Source organism: Chitinophaga qingshengii, assembly GCF_014529935.1.
Taxonomy (GTDB): Bacteria; Bacteroidota; Bacteroidia; order Chitinophagales; family Chitinophagaceae; genus Chitinophaga; species Chitinophaga qingshengii.
In genome coordinates this window covers 604461-621836 of the sequence record NZ_JACVFC010000004.1, presented here as the reverse complement: position 1 = coordinate 621836, position 17376 = coordinate 604461, and the positions used below count along the sequence as shown (strand labels likewise).

Sequence of the window (17376 nt, the reverse complement as noted above, 5' to 3'; positions counted from 1 at the left end):
ATGGCTATTCCTTTATATAACCGCGATCTTAGCTGGTTGTCCTTCAACCACCGGGTATTGCAAATGGCTGCCGACTCACAGGTACCACTATACGAACGTATTAAATTCCTGTCCATCTTCTCTTCCAACCTCGACGAGTTTTTCCGGGTGCGGATGCCCGCTATCCTGGCTATCAACAAGGTATTAGAACACGATCCAGAAGCTGCCGGGGAAGAATCTCCCACTCCGGAAACCCTGCAGGAGGTGCTGGATACCATCAACCGGCAACAGGAAGAATACGGCCGGATATTTACCGGTATGATTTTACCGGCGCTGCAACAACATGGGATCATGTTATCCTATGGACCGGTGCAGCCACACCCGGAGCTGGCTACCTTCACCCGGTCTTACTTTCAGACCGCTGTACAAGCCTGTCTGCAACCGGTATGGCTTAGCCAGCGGCATAAAAAGTTTTTCCCGGAAAACAACGCCCTCTACCTGGTAGTGACGCTCAGTCCACAAACGGCGCCGGATATACGGGAAATTGTATTGGTGAATATTCCCGCAGGGCTGAAACGTTTCCTGTCGCTTGACGCGGCGGACGATCAATACCATATCGCCTTCCTGGACGACGTGATCCGGGTGCATCTGCCCTATCTTTTCCGGGGCTACATCATCCATGACAGCTATTGCATCAAACTCACGCGCAATGCGGAAATAGACATGGATGAAATGAAAGGCGATGTATTGGAAGAGGTAGAGACAGCGATCCGTAAAAGGGAACTGGGTGTGCCTACCCGCTTTCTGTATGACGCTGCCATGCCGCTGTCGCTCCGTAATTTCCTGGCCGCCCGGTTTGACGTAGCCGATAATGAAATGGTGCCCGGTGGCCGTTACCACAACCTGAAAGACCTGGCCGATCTGCCTTTACCGGCGGGTCTTCCCGGCGCTTTCCTGTATCCCAAAGCAAAGCCGGTGGTACATCCGGAGGCGGCGGCAGCCGATTATCTGCTGGACCTTATCCAGCGCCGGGACCTGCTGTTGCATCTTCCCTACGAACAGTACGACCCTGTGCTGCGTTTCTTCAGCGAAGCTGCCGTAGATCCTGATGTAGAAGAAATATACGTCACCCTTTACCGGATCGCTTCCGGTTCGCAGATAGCCCAGGCCCTCATCAGCGCTGCCCGTAATGGCAAAGCGGTGACCGTTTTCGTAGAACTTAAAGCGCGCTTCGATGAAGCCAATAATATCCGGTGGTCTAAAAAGATGAAAGAAGCCGGGGTGAAACTTATTTACAGTATACCCGGTATGAAAGTGCATGCCAAAACAGCGCTGGTAAAGCGCCGGCGTGGTTATCAATGGGATTATTCCGGTCTTATTGCCACCGGGAATTTCAACGAAAGCACGGCCCGTTTTTATACCGACCATGTGCTGTTTACTTCACATGCCGGTATTACCCGGGAGATGGAACTGTTGTTCCTTTACCTGCAAAGCAGGGAACAGCCGATGGCTTATCATTTCCTGCAATTCGGGCATTTGCTGGTAGCGCAGTTTAATATGCTGACCCGCTTTACGGAGATGATAGACCGCGAAATTGCCCATGCCCAACAGGGGCTGCCGGCAAAGGTGACCATCAAAATCAACAACCTGCAGGAGAAAGCGATGATCGCCAAACTGTATGAAGCCAGTGAGGCCGGTGTGGAAGTGAACCTGGTGGTGCGCAGTATCAACTGCCTGTTGACCGGTATCCCGGAGAGCAGCCGTATCCGCGTGGTACGGATTGTAGACCGTTACCTAGAGCATGCCCGGGTGTTTATCTTCCATAACAATGGCCGGGAAGAAGTATACATGGGTTCTGCCGACTGGATGAACCGCAACCTGCATCGCCGTATCGAAGTATGCGTACCCGTATACCATGCCACGCTGCAGCAACAGCTGAAAGACATTGTAGCCCTGCAACTGGCCGATGGCCGGCAGGCGCAGCAAGCCATACAAACGTATGTGCAAAATATAGTGTAAATTAGATCGGATGAATAAACCAAGTTTTATGAAGAAGATAGTATGGGCACTGTTCCTGGGCCTTTTCTTCGCCTTGCCGGCGATAAAGGTACAAGCGCAGACGCATGACCTGGAACATATTTACAACCCTTCCGCAGATGCCAAAGCGGATATGGCCGCCGCCCTGAAACAGGCTGCCAAAGAGAACAAACACGTATTATTACAGATAGGTGGTAACTGGTGCATCTGGTGTAAACGGCTGTACAAGTTCGTGGAAGACGATGCCGAGCTGAAAGCGGCGATGAACAAGAACTACGTCGTGTATCACCTGAACTATAGCAAGGAAAATAAAAACCTGCCGATCCTGAAAGAGCTGGGATATCCGCAGCGTTTCGGTTTTCCGGTACTGGTGATACTGGATGCCAAAGGAACCCGGTTGCATACGCAAAATACCGGCCTGCTGGAATCTGCAGACTCCTACGACAAAAAGAAGCTGATGGAGTTCTTCAAACAATGGTCTCCCGCAGCCTTAATGCCTTCCAATTATGTCAACGAATAATATTGTCATACCTAACGGTGGAACCAATTTTAATACGGATGCCGTGCATACTTTTATAAAGTTTGCGCAGCATCCGTTTAAATTTCGGGCCTATCTTTTCTGGAAGCTGCCGGCAGCCTGGCTGGCCGGTGTACGGATAAAGGCTATCAGTGAAGATGCCTGTATTACTTCCATCCCTTTCCGATGGTTGTCACAGAACCCCTTCCGTTCTACCTACTTCGCCTGTCTGGCGATGGCCGCAGAAATGAGCACCGGCCTGCCTGCCATGATGTATGTTCAGAGTGCACCCAAACGTGTATCCATGCTCGTTACCGGGCTTGAATCCGTTTTTGTGAAAAAAGCTACCGGTATCACCTACTTTACCTGTAATGACCTTCCCGCACTAAAAGACGCTATCAGCAAAGCGTTGAACCAGGAGGAGGCAGTCACCGTTACCCTGCGCAGTGAAGGCAGGGACAAACAAGGCACATTAATTGCCTCGTTCGCCATTACCTGGTCTTTTAAAGGCAAATCTTAAAAAAATGGTGTTCATCACCCTAAATCAAGGATATGAAAATAGCATTCCATGGTGCAGCCCGCACCGTTACCGGTTCCAAGCACCTCATCACCCTGAAGAATGGCAAGAAGATTCTGTTGGACTGCGGCATGTTTCAAGGCATGGGCGCAGAAACCGATGAACTGAACAGAGACTTTGGCTTTGAACCCGCTGAAGTCACGTACATGGTGCTGTCGCACGCCCATATCGATCACTCCGGCCTGATTCCCCGCCTGGTGAAGATGGGCTATAACGGTGACATTTACTGCACCCCCGGAACCCGTGACATGACAGAGATCCTCCTGCTCGACTCCGCAGAAATCCAGGAAGAAGATGTGAAGTTCACCAACAAAAAAAGGGCAAATGAAGGCAAACCCTATGTATTGCCACTCTACACCGTAGATGATGCTAAAAGCGCAATACAGCATCTTAAACCAGTCAGCAACTACAATACCTGGGTCAACATCGATCCGGATATACAACTGATGTATACCGATGCCGGTCATATCGTAGGCGCCGCCTCCGTACACCTGCGTATCACCGAAAACGGTAAAACAGAACAGATCACTTTCAGCGGTGACATAGGCCGGTATAATGACGCGATCCTTAAATCCCCGGCGACTTTCCCACAGGCAGATTACATCCTCATTGAGTCTACCTATGGCAGCACCCTCCATGCAGATGCAGCGCCGGCAGACGCTGAATTGCTGCGCTACATCCGGGAAACCTGCGTAGACAAAAGAGGTAAGCTGATCATCCCTGCGTTTAGCGTAGGCCGTACCCAGGAACTGCTGTACGCCCTGAACAAAGCACAGCTGAACGGTACCCTGCCTAAAGTAGACATCTTCGTGGACAGCCCCCTGTCTACCGAAGCTACTGCCGTTACCAAAGCACACCCTGAAGTATTTAACCGCGAGGTATCCGACGTGCTGAAACGGGACGACGATCCATTCGATTTCCCCGGACTGCACTACATCAAATCGGTGGATGAATCCAAGGGCCTCAATTTCCGCAAGGAACCCTGCGTGATCATCTCCGCATCCGGCATGGCAGATGCAGGCCGCGTTAAACATCATATCGCCAATAATATCGATGAGGAAAGAAATACCATCCTGATCGTCGGTTATTGCGAACCACAGTCGCTCGGCGGCCGCCTGATGAGAGGCAATAAGGAAGTATCTATTTTTGGTACCCGCTACGCGGTGAAAGCGGAAGTAGGCGTGATCCGTTCCATGAGTGCACACGGCGACTACGAAGACCTTAGCCAGTGGCTCGCTTGCCAACACCCGGGCGATGTGAAAAAATTATTCCTGGTACATGGTGAATACGATGTGCAGGTCATCTTCAAAAACTGGCTGCTCAAAAAAGGATTCCTGGATATCGAAATTCCGGAAAGACATTATGAAATTGGCCTGAGATAAATAATGCTGACAGATTACGGACCATGTCCGTAATCTGTTTTATTCTTCCACATACGGGAACCAGATATTAACCCTTGTCCCTGTTGGATTTCCCGATCCATCGTCCAAATCTTCAATATCAAAACTGGCATCCATATTAAAACGGCTGTTATACAACTGTAATCTATCGCGCGTGATCTGTAATCCACGGGAATAATGTTGTTGTTTATCCTTTTTCCGGATGGCGGCCGATTTTGCCCTGCCTATACCGTTATCCTCTATGGTACATAAAACCCTGTCGCCTATACGGGCAAACATGATCCTGATTTTTCCTTTGGCGGGAACATGCAGGATACCATGCCAGATAGCGTTTTCCACAAAAGGCTGCAGGATCATGGTGGGAATCTCCACCAGATCGGCTTCCAGTTCAGGGTCAACAATAAACTCATATTCAAACGCATCGGTAAAACGCAGTTTCTCCAGTTCCAGGTAATTGGTGAGCATATTCACCTCTTTGGAAACGGGGATATTGTTCAGTTGTGAGTTGTCCAGCACATTCCGGATCAGCCGTGCAAAACGGGCCAGGTAGGCGAGCGCCTGTTCCGTTTCACTTTTCATCATAAAGGTTTGTATAGAGTTCAGTGCGTTGAAAATAAAATGCGGATTCATTTGTGCACGCAGCGCCTTCATTTCCAGTTGTGCCATTTGTTGCTGAATAGCAGCCCTTTCCCGGGCCTCTTTTTTCACAGAGGTAATACGGAGTCGCAGGTAGAGCGCTACCAGTCCCAGCGCGGCCAACAGGCACAACATACGGAACCAGGGTGTTTGCCAGAAAGCCGGCCGGATGAATATCTTCAATTCACTGATATGCCGGGAGAAAGTACCGGCGGAGTTAACAGCCCGTACCCGGAAAGTATAGGAGCCCGGCGCCAGGTTGGTATACTTGGCTACCAGCATATTTTCCGCGCTCACCCAATCTTCATCCAATCCCTCCAGCTGGTAGTAGTAACGGATTTTTTCATGGTGGTACGATAGACTTTTAAACTCCACACTGATGATATTCCGGCGGTGATTCAACTCCACTGCTTTATGGTCCTGTAGCGCAGCTTCTATGAGCACGATGCTATCCAGCGCCTTCATATTAACGATGGTTACATCCGGCGGTGGTGGCGCCACTTTCAGCTTATCCGGTTCAAATACCACGAAGTGGTCGGAAGCACCCACCAGCAAACGGCCATCCTTCAGCCAGGTGATGCGGCGGCGCACTTTCCGGGAGTTATCAATGATATCGTCATTCTGGGTGAATGTCTCCAGGCTGCCATCAGCGATGGTGTAGCGATAGAAACCATAGGGCGTGATAAACCAGAATTTGCCGGGAATATCTTCCCGGATATTTAACACCCATTCGTCGAAAAGATGCCCGCCGGTTTGTATAGGCGTATACGTTCCTTTCCGGGTATTGCAGATCCACAACCCATGGTCCGTACCGGCCAACAGGGTACTGTCGTTGTACCGGACAAGGGAAGTTACATTACTATAGCTATGCTGATGCCAGTCGAAGTTTTGTTGGGAAACGATTTTGCGGGTGTGCGGATTAAAAAGAATCAGGCCGCCGCCGCTGGATGCAAGCCACAGCAGGGAATCCCCTTCCGCCACAATTTGCAGCACGGACAAGGGGCGTTTTAATGAATCGGTGATTTCATGGAAGTACCGGAATTTGTCGTTGCGCGGGTTCCAGCTGGCCAAACCGCGTTTATACAAACCTATCCACACGGTGGTATCGCTTTGTACCAGCATGCGCAACAGTGTTTGTTCATGCAGGGCGGGAGAACTGAGATGCCGGATAAACCGGCCGGTAGCGGGATTAAACAAAGACAGGTTACCGTTCTCCTGTCCTACCAGGATGGTACCATCTTTCAATTCAGTAAAACTCCATACCAGTCCTCTTTCCTCCGGGATAGTGGACGCAGCGTCTTTTCCAGGGTAATAGTTACCCATTAATTGCAGTTGGGGAGATAACCGGCTAAATCCCTTGCCCCAGTATCCGATATATACGTCACCGTTACTACCCTGGTAGATACCCGTTACTTCAGCTGCCGGCAGCCGTTTATCTGTATTGGCGAAAACAGTGCGGTGGTCCAGCATCCGGAAAGAAGTATTGTGAATGCTAAGGATATTCACACCGCGATCGGTACCAATCCACAGATGCCCTTCCCGGTCGCTCAGCATGCAGTTGGCTTCGTAATCGTAATGGAATCCGCGCTCATCGTCATTGTTGCTGGTGATATTAAAATCGAACCGGTGGGTGGAGTCGTTAAAGCGGAAGATGCCGCCTTTTTCGGTAGCGATCCAGAGTTGCTGGTTGCCATCGGTCATCACATCGAAGATATTATCCGCCTGAGGCGTTTTAAGCCGGTAGTCTTCCAGCTTATTGGCAACGGGATCATAGTAGTAAAGGATGCCGCCTCTGCCTGCCAGCCAGATATGATGGCGGGCATCGGTATAAATCTTTTTAAAACTGTTATGGATATTAAATACAGGCAGATGCCGCGGGTTATTGTCGGGCGTATACAGCTGCCTGCGGTCACGGTCCAGGATATACAGATGTTTGGTACCACTGATCCACAGGTTACCGGCATCGTCTTCCATAATAGCATCTTCCATTTGCAGGCGGTCCGCTTCGGGGATCATAGCTGCCTTGTGGAAACTGAACGATGCTTCATCAAACTGCATGAGGCCTTCGCGGGTGGTGGCCCATATCACACCACTACGGTCCTGGATGATGTTACTGCATTGCAATCCTTCCGGCAGTGCTGTGCGGTCGGCCACCGGCAAGGTTTTTATCAGCGTGGTAACCGGGTCGTATACACGAATATTATCCGGGGTACCCATCCAGATGCGGCCCCGGTTATCTTCACAAAGACAGATATCATCATAATAAATAGAACCCGGTACCCGGTCGAAATTGGCCATGGTGACCAGGTTGGTACCATCGTACCGCTGCAGTGCGGTGCTGGCAATCCAGATAAACCCTTTCCGGTCCTGCAGGATAGCGGAAACGTGATTGCTGGCAAGACCGGTGCTAATATCCAGATGCCGGAAGTGATAGGAGATATTTTCCTGCTGCCCGCTGGCAGTAATACCCAGCAACAAACAACACAACAGGCTGTATAAATACCTCGTTGTGCCATACCGTCTTGGGGTGATTGACCGGATAAGCTGTGCGATCATGATAGTCAGGAAAAAAATTGGCTGCGAGATAAATGTACTAAATGTTACGGGGATATTTAAGGCAAAAAAACCGTTTCTTTTGGAAATCAGAAGGCCGGGAAGTGGAAAATTACAGAAGGCGCCGCTGAAAGGGCCTGCGCCGGAATAACCTACGGCCATGAACGATCCGGCACAGCCGAAAATGCTGTCATTTTTTTTCATTAAATTTATAAGGCAGATCACGCTGCATCGCATGTGGATGGAGGACATTGTGTGACTGCCTTTAAAAATCTTTTTATGGAAGACAATAAAAAAGATGTAAAAAACAGCAGTCCCAAAGAACCAGCTGCGGAAAACCCCATCCGTCTCACAGGTCATCTGAAGATCACGAAGGTGGAGAAGAAAGCAGCAGGTATTCCGGCCGTACTGGCTTCTTTTGCAGACCTTATTGAAGAAAAAGCATTGTTAAGAGGAACAATGGCGCTGTTTAAAATGAACCAGTTCGGTGGCTTCGATTGTTCCAGCTGCGCCTGGCCTGATCCGGACGATGACCGCTCCCCTATAGCGGAATATTGTGAGAACGGCGCTAAAGCGCTGGCAGAGGAAGCCACTACCAAAAAAGTCACCCCCGAATTTTTCCGCAAAAACGCCGTATACGACCTCGCAGAATTGGACGACTATCATATCGGGAAACTGGGCCGGCTTACAGACCCGGTGTACCTGCCGGAAGGCGGTGCTCACTACCAGCCCATCAGCTGGGACGACGCCTTCAAAAAAATAGCACAACACCTCCACGCGCTGGCATCTCCGGATGAAGCAGCCTTTTATACATCCGGCAGGACCAGCAATGAAGCGTCCTTTGTTTATCAACTTTTCGCCAAAGCTTATGGCACGCTCAATATGCCCGACTGCTCCAATATGTGCCATGAAACATCCGGCTCAGGATTGCGCCCTACCATCGGCATCGGTAAAGGCACGGTCACCCTGGAGGATATGCATGATGCGGAAGTGGTGATCATCGTGGGGCAGAATCCCGGTACCAATGCCCCCCGTATGCTGAGCGCCTTGTCAAAGTGTAAGGGAAACGGCGGGAAGATTATTGCCGTTAATCCTTTACCGGAAGCGGGTTTAATGGGTTTTAAAGACCCGCAGGCCGTGAAAGGCATTATCGGCGACGGTGTTAAACTGGCCGACCTTTATCTCCCCGTAAAAATAAACGGGGACATGGCATTGCTAAAAGCCCTGGAAATGTTGCTGCTCGACTTTGAAAAACAATCCCCCGGTAAAGTACTTGATCAATCATTCATCAAAGAAAAAACCACCGGTTACGACGATTTTATAAAACAATTCGGGCAATACAACCTGGAAGACCTCTCAAAAGAATGCGGCGTTGCGACTGCTCTGCTACGCGAAGCGGCACAAATGATCGCATATAAAAAACGTATCATCATTTGTTGGGGCATGGGTATCACCCAACAGCCCAATGGCGTGGATATGGTGCGTGAAATGCTCAATATCGTGCTGTTGAAAGGAAGCATTGGCATCAGGGGTGGTGGCCTTTGCCCGGTACGCGGGCATAGTAATGTACAAGGCAACCGCACCATGCTCATCGACGAAAAACCTACCGATGAACAACTGGACCGGCTGGAGAAATACTATGGTTTTAAAATGCCACGGAAACATGGCTACGATGTAGTCCGTGCCATTAAAGCCATCCATGAAGAAAAAGTGAAAGTGCTGTTCTGTATGGGGGGTAACCTGCTGTCTGCCGCACCAGACACTACCTATACGGCTAACGCCCTACGGAAACTGAAGCTGTTGGTTTGTGTATCTACAAAATTAAACCGTGGCCACCTCGTACACGGGAAAGAGGCGCTTATCCTGCCTACCTATTCCCGGGCGGATTTCGATATCGTAAAGGGTGAATTACAGATTGTCAGCACCGAAAATTCCATGGGCGTAGTACAATCTTCAAAAGGAGTGCTAAAAGCTGTTTCTGACAACCTGATTAACGAAACACAGATCGTTTGCCGCATGGCCATGGCCACTTTGGGCGAAAATCATATTGTCAACTGGCAACGGTACCACGACAGCTACGATGCTGTACGGGATGCCATCGAACAATGTATCCCCGGATTTAACAACTACAATGAAAGAGTACGGCAGAAAGGCGGATTCTATTTGCCTAATGCCGCCAGGGATGAACAACGTTTCGCCCCAAAATATGATTACCGCGCCCCCTTTACCATCACCGAAATTCCGGATAATACACTGGCCGATGATGAGTACATGATGGCTACCACCCGTACACACGATCAGTTCAATACCACCATTTACGGATTGGACGACCGGTACAGAGGTGTTCATAATGGACGCCGGGTGATCTTTATGAATGAAAAAGACATCGAACGGGCTGGATTCAGGGCTGGCGATAAGGTAGACCTGTTCAATTACGATGACGGCATAGAACGGGTGGCTCCTTTGTTTGTCATTGTACCGTACCCCATACCCGAAAAAAACACGGTGACCTATTTTCCGGAAACCAACGTGCTGGTATCTGTCAACAATGTTGTAAAGGAAAGCAATATGCCTGCTTCCAAATATGTCAGGATTAAGATCAGGAAGCATGATGAGGCAGTTTATCAAAAGACATCCCATTTGTAAAAACTTTTAAAGCCGCTATCTTAGTCCCTTGTCTAACGTCGCATCAGTTATATGATTATCAAAAAAAAAGAGCACTGGTTCAGAATGCTTTTTGTGTGGCACGGCTCTGTGTTGCCGCGTTTGTTACCCCGGCTGCTTCTGTTGCTGTTGTTTTCTGCTGTTATAGTATATCTCCGGGGAACGATCTTCTCCTTTAAAGTACCGTTGAATCCGGCGCCTTTCACCTTGTTTGGATTTGTACTGGCCCTGTTTCTCGGATTCCGCAACAGCGCCAGTTACGATCGTTTCTGGGAAGGACGCAAACTCTGGGGCGCGCTGCTCAATCACACACGGTCACTGGCACGTCAGGCATTAACCCTGGGAAATACTGCAACGTCCGATGCCAGCGCATTCATACAACTGCTCAGTGCTTTCCCGTATGCTTTAAAACATCAGTTGCGTGGCACCGATCCCCGGAAGGACCTGGAAACACGTCTTCCCGAACAACAATTAAACCTGGTGATGACCGCTCAATATAAACCGGTAATATTGACAAAGCTCATGGCAACATGGGTGCAGCAAAAACGGCAGGAGAACCATATTGACTCCTTACAACAGGCACGCTTCGATGAAAATCTCGACAAACTGGAGGAAGTAGTAGGTGGCTGTGAGCGGATTATTTCCACGCCACTCCCCTATAGCTACCGGGTGCTGCTGCACCGGACGGTATATATCTATTGTTTTTTATTACCCTTTGGACTGGTGGACAGTCTCGGATGGTTCACGCCATTCATTGTCGCTTTTATAGGATACACCTTTGTTGCTTTTGAGGCGATTGCCGATGAAATTGAAGAACCTTTTGGCACCGAAGCCAATGACCTGGCCCTGAATGCGATGTGCCGAATGATAAATCATACTATTTTTGAACTGGCGGGGCTGCCGACAGCAACCGACGAAAAAAGTGGTCATCACATTATTGACTAGGTATTCAGAAAATAATTAACAACCGAAAAACATCACTCCTAACTATGGACCAGGTACCACAGAATATAATAAACGATCAGGGAAACAATACCATTTTCATGGTCTGGAATTTTAAAAACGATATGGACGTCACCGATGCTTTCGCAAGGGTCTGCAAACTGGTCATCAATCTTAATCATTCCAATGATACGCGGTTTCCCGATGGTGGAGTATGTTGTATTATGGGTATCGGCTATGATGCCTGGCACCGGCTTAAATTGCCTGTTCCGCTGCCTAAAGAACTGGAAAACTTTGCACCGATAGCAGGACAAAAACATACCGCCGTTTCCACAAAAGGGGATTTACATTTTCATATCAAAGGCAATGACATCAGCATTTGTTATGATATGACCGCAGCGCTCTCTTCATACCTGGAACCTGTTGCCTCCTGTGTGGAAGAAGTCCACGGCTTCCGGTACTGGGACGGCCGGTCTATTTTAGGTTTTGTTGATGGTACTGAAAATCCGCGTGGGGAAAAACAACGTTCCTACTTCGGCCTGGTGGGTGATAATGACGCAGCTTATACAGGAGGGAGCTATCTTTTTGTACAAAAATACATGCATGATTTAACCGCCTTCAAAGCATTACCACAGGAAGAACAGGAAAAAGTTTTTGGCAGGTATAAATACAGCGACATTGAAATGCCCGATGATGTTAAACCCGCAAACGCGCATAGTGCCCTGGCCAATGTTGGCGATGATTTTAAAATCATCCGGGATAACATGCCTTTCGGGAATATGGCCACCAATGAAATGGGAACCTATTTTATTGCCTATGCCAGCACATTCAGCACGGTAAAAAAAATGCTGACCAATATGTTTGTAGGTTCTCCCGCCGGCAACTATGACAGGCTGCTGGATTTTAGCACCCCCGTAACCGGCACCTTGTTTTTTGTGCCAACCACTACTTTTCTCAACAACGTAACATCAGGAGATTCCTGATCGGCATACCTTTAATACTGAACGGCATAGGAAATTTTATGATGAATTTAATAACCCCCAAAGGTTTAAACAGTGGCGACAAAGTAGCTACTATTTCCCTTTCCTGGGGAGGTGCAGGCGATTTACCACATCGTTATGCCATAGGAAAAGAACGATTGAAGGAGATTTTCAAGCTCGATGTAGTAGAAACCCGGCACGCATTAAAACCGGCTGACTGGATATACAAACATCCGCAGGCCAGGGCCGAAGATTTAATGGAAGCCTTTGCTGATCCTTCCATCAAAGCTATCATCTCCAATATCGGCGGCGATGACAGCGTACGCATTTTGAAGTATGTTGATATAGCTGTTATTAAAAACAACCCCAAAATTTTTCTGGGTTTTTCTGATAGCACCATCACGCATTTCCTTTGTCTGAAAGCCGGACTGGGTTCATTTTACGGCACTTCTGTGTTAACGGGGTTCGCTGAAAACGTAGCCATGTTTCCCTATCAGATCGATGATATCAACAGCACACTTTTTTCGTCCGGTGTTATCGGTGAGATTCTTCCCAACACCGCAGGATGGACCACCGAACATCTCGATTGGTTTGATGTGTCTTTACAGCACACCAGGCGAAAACTGACACCAGCTACCGGATGGCGTTTTGTCCGTGGCAATACCATCGCAAGGGGCCGGTTGATAGGTGGTTGTATGGAAGTAATGGAAATGCTGAAAGGCACGGCGTACTGGCCCACCCTGGACACCTGGAAAGAGGGCATTTTGTTTTTTGAAACTTCTGAAGATAAACCCAGGCCGGAGTTGGTAAGATACTGGTTAAGAAATTACGCGATGATGGGGATTCTGCAGCAGGCCAGCGGCATTATTTTCGGCAGGCCTTACGACAATTGCTACGCAGCGGAGTATGAAACGGAATTATTAAAAGTACTGGATGAAGAAGGATTAGATGAGCTACCTGTTATTACCCAAATGGATTTCGGACATACCGCTCCATCGTTTACCCTTCCTTATGGCAGGTTAGCGGAGATCAACTCTCCGGATAAAACCTTTTCGATTTTGGAAAGTGGTGTGATATGAAGCTATACCAACAATAAAAAAGCCTGCAAAATTTGCAGGCTTTTTTTGTACCACGTACGGGAATCGAACCCGTGATTCCTCCGTGAAAGGGAGGCGTCTTAACCCCTTGACCAACGCGGCGTTTCCGTTTTGGGATTGCAAAGATAGGGAATAGTTTTATTTCACAAAATTTTTTTTGAATTATTTTTTCGGGAGATGATCAACTTATTCCTACCCCCTGTTTTTTACCAGGTATGCAATGATAACGCAACATACTGCATTAATGTTTCAGCCCCGCAATCAGGTTGATGGTTAATGCCACCACAAACGTATTCAGGATGTAGGACAACAATCCATGTACCAGTACGGTACGCCGGAGAATACGGTTCCCGATTTGTACATCAGATACCTGGAAGGTCATACCGATCACAAAAGAGAAATAGGCGAAGTCCAGGTAGTCCGGATGTTTTTCCTGGGGAAAATCCAGTCCGCCGGCATGACGGCTGGTATCGTTTTCATCATCATCATAATACAGGTGTGCATAGTGAAAGCTGTAGGTGGTATGTACCAGCGCCCAGGACGACAATATCCCGGTAATCGCCACCGGCAGGTAAATGGTTTCTTTCTCCTGTCCCGATACCATCAGCAATACGACCGTTACCATGCTGGCAAACGAGGATAATAACAGGAGAAATGTCACGAAGCTGCGACTCCCATCATCCACACGGGCCCAGCTGCGAATTTCAGGCACCGTACGCCGCACGAATACCACCCAGGCGGTAGCTATATAGGAAAGGGCAAAAACATCCCATAAAAGCACATAAAACACCAAAGGACTGATAACCGCTCCGCCCATATACAGGATAACGAAAACGATGGCGGTAAGTCCCAGGCTGATCAGGATACGCCGTAAGGGATAAAGGTGGAGGACATCTTTGAGCATTCTCCGTCTTGTCATAAGATCCGGGTTTGAGAAAGTACCCGTTAAAAATAGCACTTTTCGGCGGCGGTACGGCATTTATTCCCGCCGGTTTGCCGTAATTTTACAAACACCGATCCGGTAGTATATGGCAACATTCCAGGAACGAAAACCATTCGCGCAACCGCTGCTTCCTTATGTGGATACCTACATACAGGTGTCAGGAAAGGAAGCCCCTTCGAAGTATATTCCGCCACACGCCGGTATTTCGCTGGTCATGGATTTTGGCCATCATTCCCGCTACGAAGGTGCCCGGTTAAAAATTGCGGTGATCGGTCACCAGGAACGGCCCTTTTACCTGCACCGAACTGAGGGGGCCGATCATGACGCTCTAAATATACGTTTCACAGCCTACGGCGCCAGCGCCTTCGTGAAGCTGCCTCTCCACGAAATCAACAACCTGCTGATAGATGCTGCGGATCTTTTTGGCCCCGATATTTACCAGTTGTATGAAACACTTCAACCTGTTTCCCGGCTGGATACCCGCATACAACTGGTAGAAACCTTCCTGTTAAACAGGCTCCAGGCGCCTTCTCCCACGCGTCAACTCATCTACCGGATGGCAGATACCCTCCGTTATACTACAGATTTCCCCGCGCTGGAAACGATCAAAACCGCTACAACTCTCAGTAACCGACAGATTGAAAGATGCTTTCGGCAACTGGTGGGCATCAACATGCGGCAATACAGGCGAATGGTAAGATGGGAGAAAGCCCGTAACCTGCTGGAACAAAACCGTTATCAGAAACTGAGCGATATAGCTTATGAAGCCGGTTATTTTGACCAGTCCCATTTTATCGCCGATTGCAGGGCTATGCTGAACATCACACCCAAAGAATATAAAAGTTGTACCATGTCGCACTGATACAATTTCCCGGATTGACAGCCGGCTAACTTTGGGGCAAAGTATATTCACATGAAAATCGCAACAATAGGCGCCGGCAATATCGGCGGTACACTGGGAACACTCTGGGCCGCACAGGGACATCAGGTAATGTTTAGCTCCCGGCACCCGGAAAGTGCAAAGATGCAGGCATTGCTACAGGCCACCCACCACACTGCAAAGACAGGCACTGTAAACGAAGCCATTGCCTTTGGGGATATTATTTTATTGGCAGCTCCAGCAGCCGAAACAGACATTATCCTGCAACAGACGGGCGATTTCCAAAACAAGATCATCATTAATAGCCTCAACCGGATGGACAAGTCTTCCCTGCGGGAAGTGGTGAAATTAGCCGCTGGCGCACGCGTGGTGAGGGCGTTTCATTTGGCGCCCTGGGAAATCCTTTCCCAGCCCCGGTTTGATAACATACCCGCCAGCTCGTTTATCACCGGCACCGACGAAGCGGCGGTAAACATCGTTGCATTGCTTATCCGGGAAATCGGGTTTGATCCCGTAGTGATAAAAACCGAAGCCGACATGCTGGATCTGGAAGCTGGCCTGGGGTTACTATGGAAAGTCTTTAGCAGGGAATACAACCGGGATTTTGGTATCCGTTTATTGAGACGAACGGAATAATTACCGCTCTTTATTTGAGTTGTTTAACGCCCGTAAACAGTATCTCAGGCTGGTCATCAAACTCCGATACATAAACACTATGCTTTTTCACTTCAGCCGTCATGTATTCCCTTCTGTTCTTCCGTTTGATATAATATTTTTTCTTTTTCCGGTACTTATAACCATTTCGGAGTAAATCTTCCTTCATTTTTGAGATGACCAACGCCGGCGCCGTATATCCCATGGAACAAGTGATCAGTTTCCTTCGGGCATCATGTTCTTTTATTTCCACCCAAAGCAGCTCTTTAGTCTTCCTTTTCTTAAATGTTTCTCCCTTCAGCCGGAAGTCCCCATTGCTGGCATTACTACCATAAATAGATGCGAAATCAATCTTGCCATTTATAAAACGGTAAACATCCGGCGTTAATCCCTTTTGTTGATGTTGTTTTGAAACAATGGTATCAAAATCTGCCAGGGTAAGACTTTGACTGAAAGCATACTGAAACGGAAGCAACAGGAAGATGACCAAAAAGATTCTCATGATGGGCGTTTCTCAAAAGTACGAACATCTTAGCTGACGTAAAGAATTTCTCCTGACATTGTCCATTCTCTTAAAATAATACCCTACGGATATTTCATGGGTACCGTTGTTGTAGGTCCGGTATTTGTTCAAAGCATAGTCAAACGCGTATCCGATCCTTAATTCCGGCAGGACGAATACTTCCGCCATCGCTACCACGGCGCTTGACTTAGTCAGCCCGGGCTGCAGTTCCGGTTTGTTAAACAATCCCACTGCCGTGCGGTATCCTCCTCCTACCCACACTACCTCCTTCAGTAATACAAACATATTCAGGTCCAGGTTGGTAGGACCGGCACGATCCTCTTTCAGCAGAAAAGATGGTTTCAGGTATACGTCGTCATTTATCCGAAACATAGCGCCGGCGGTCAAATAAAAATGCGGCTTGGGTACCGGGATGAAGTGGCCCAGCGGCTTGTTTTTGGCCTGGTACTGAGCGGTGAGATTATCTGCCGAAAAACCCACAAACCAATTTTCCGTAGTATAATAAGCACCGGCACGCACATCGAACAGCAGCATATGCTGTGTGGCGCCTGCCAGATCAGGTTCATTCGGGTTATTAAAATCCAGTTCATTCGGGTTAAGCCCCTGCTGCACAATACCAGCACCAATGCCCAGGGCCAGCCGCCCCGTTTCGTCGCCCAGCGGGATACGATAGGCATAATTACCATAGGCAGCTAACTGACTTTGTGCGCCTGTTTTATCCTGCGAAACCTGCAGGGCCAATCCTACCCGGTCGTTATTCACACTGCCATCTACTGCCAGGGACATCGTTTCCGGCGCACCAGGCACCCCTACCCACTGATGCCGGTAAAAGGCATGGGCATTGAACTCCTGCCGGTATCCCGCGTAAGCAGGATTAAGGTAGATACCATTAAAAATATACTGGGTGAACTGTGCATCCTGTTGTGCGTATACCTTCTGCCAACAGCAAAAGAAACCTGCCAGGAAAACAACATATTTTTTGATACACATAGTA

Annotated in this window: 14 protein-coding genes and 1 tRNA gene; 10 read left to right on the top strand and 5 right to left on the bottom strand. The window is 48.6% G+C overall.

Annotated features, from left to right (window positions below; translation table 11 throughout):
• Genes ppk1 through ICL07_RS26960 form a run of 4 tightly spaced genes read left to right on the top strand, consistent with a single transcriptional unit; the run spans position 1 to position 4492 of the window.
• Positions 1-1998: a polyphosphate kinase 1 gene (gene ppk1, locus ICL07_RS26975; RefSeq protein WP_188091155.1), complete on the top strand. Its 1998-nt coding sequence runs from the start codon at positions 1-3 to the stop codon at positions 1996-1998.
• A 28-nt stretch (positions 1999-2026) separates the two neighbouring features.
• Positions 2027-2536: a thioredoxin family protein gene (locus tag ICL07_RS26970; RefSeq protein ID WP_188091154.1), complete on the top strand. Its 510-nt coding sequence runs from the start codon at positions 2027-2029 to the stop codon at positions 2534-2536.
• Positions 2523-3053: a DUF4442 domain-containing protein gene (locus ICL07_RS26965; RefSeq protein ID WP_188091153.1), complete on the top strand. Its 531-nt coding sequence runs from the start codon at positions 2523-2525 to the stop codon at positions 3051-3053. Before ICL07_RS26970 ends, ICL07_RS26965 begins: the two co-directional genes overlap by 14 nt.
• A gap of 32 nt (positions 3054-3085) precedes the next feature.
• The gene (locus ICL07_RS26960) at positions 3086-4492 is read left to right on the top strand and encodes an MBL fold metallo-hydrolase (protein ID WP_188091152.1); all 1407 of its coding nucleotides are present in this window, start codon (positions 3086-3088) and stop codon (positions 4490-4492) included.
• A 39-nt stretch (positions 4493-4531) separates the two neighbouring features.
• On the opposite strand, the gene ICL07_RS26955 is transcribed toward ICL07_RS26960, so the two are convergent.
• Positions 4532-7702, bottom strand: a complete 3171-nt coding sequence (locus ICL07_RS26955) for a sensor histidine kinase (protein ID WP_188091151.1) — start codon at positions 7700-7702, stop codon at positions 4532-4534.
• A gap of 276 nt (positions 7703-7978) precedes the next feature.
• Here ICL07_RS26955 and ICL07_RS26950 point away from each other — a divergent pair, with 276 nt between their 5' ends.
• From ICL07_RS26950 to ICL07_RS26935, 4 genes are read left to right on the top strand one after another with little or no spacing between them, the layout of a single operon-like run.
• Positions 7979-10345: an FdhF/YdeP family oxidoreductase gene (locus ICL07_RS26950; protein WP_188091150.1), complete on the top strand. Its 2367-nt coding sequence runs from the start codon at positions 7979-7981 to the stop codon at positions 10343-10345.
• A gap of 51 nt (positions 10346-10396) precedes the next feature.
• Complete coding sequence (locus tag ICL07_RS26945) at positions 10397-11308, top strand: bestrophin family protein (RefSeq protein WP_188091149.1); 912 nt, start codon at positions 10397-10399, stop codon at positions 11306-11308.
• 44 nt (positions 11309-11352) lie between these two features.
• Positions 11353-12288 (top strand): Dyp-type peroxidase, encoded by a 936-nt coding sequence (locus ICL07_RS26940; protein WP_188091148.1) that lies wholly within the window; start codon positions 11353-11355, stop codon positions 12286-12288.
• Between the two features lie 38 nt (positions 12289-12326).
• Positions 12327-13364 carry a S66 family peptidase gene (locus ICL07_RS26935; protein ID WP_188091147.1) on the top strand — a complete coding sequence of 346 codons (1038 nt, stop codon included), beginning with the start codon at positions 12327-12329 and terminating at the stop codon, positions 13362-13364.
• 48 nt (positions 13365-13412) lie between these two features.
• Here ICL07_RS26935 and ICL07_RS26930 read toward each other — a convergent pair.
• Together ICL07_RS26930 and ICL07_RS26925 are read right to left on the bottom strand one after the other, a co-directional pair.
• Positions 13413-13484, bottom strand: a tRNA-Glu gene (locus ICL07_RS26930).
• Positions 13485-13623: 139 nt separating this feature from the next.
• Positions 13624-14301, bottom strand: a complete 678-nt coding sequence (locus ICL07_RS26925; RefSeq protein WP_246485176.1) for a DUF1345 domain-containing protein — start codon at positions 14299-14301, stop codon at positions 13624-13626.
• A gap of 109 nt (positions 14302-14410) precedes the next feature.
• On the opposite strand from ICL07_RS26925, the gene ICL07_RS26920 reads away from it, so the two are divergent.
• Both ICL07_RS26920 and ICL07_RS26915 read left to right on the top strand, forming a co-directional pair.
• Positions 14411-15187: an AraC family transcriptional regulator gene (locus ICL07_RS26920; protein WP_188091146.1), complete on the top strand. Its 777-nt coding sequence runs from the start codon at positions 14411-14413 to the stop codon at positions 15185-15187.
• A 51-nt stretch (positions 15188-15238) separates the two neighbouring features.
• On the top strand, positions 15239-15841 hold the full coding sequence (locus ICL07_RS26915; RefSeq protein ID WP_188091145.1) for an NADPH-dependent F420 reductase: 603 nt from the start codon (positions 15239-15241) through the stop codon (positions 15839-15841).
• Between the two features lie 10 nt (positions 15842-15851).
• Here the strand turns inward: ICL07_RS26915 and ICL07_RS26910 are convergent, their stop codons facing one another.
• Together ICL07_RS26910 and ICL07_RS26905 are read right to left on the bottom strand one after the other, a co-directional pair.
• Positions 15852-16361, bottom strand: a complete 510-nt coding sequence (locus ICL07_RS26910) for a hypothetical protein (protein ID WP_188091144.1) — start codon at positions 16359-16361, stop codon at positions 15852-15854.
• 12 nt (positions 16362-16373) lie between these two features.
• Positions 16374-17372, bottom strand: coding sequence for a PorP/SprF family type IX secretion system membrane protein (locus tag ICL07_RS26905; RefSeq protein ID WP_188091143.1), 999 nt, complete (start codon positions 17370-17372; stop codon positions 16374-16376).
• Between the last annotated feature and the right edge of the window lie 4 nt (positions 17373-17376).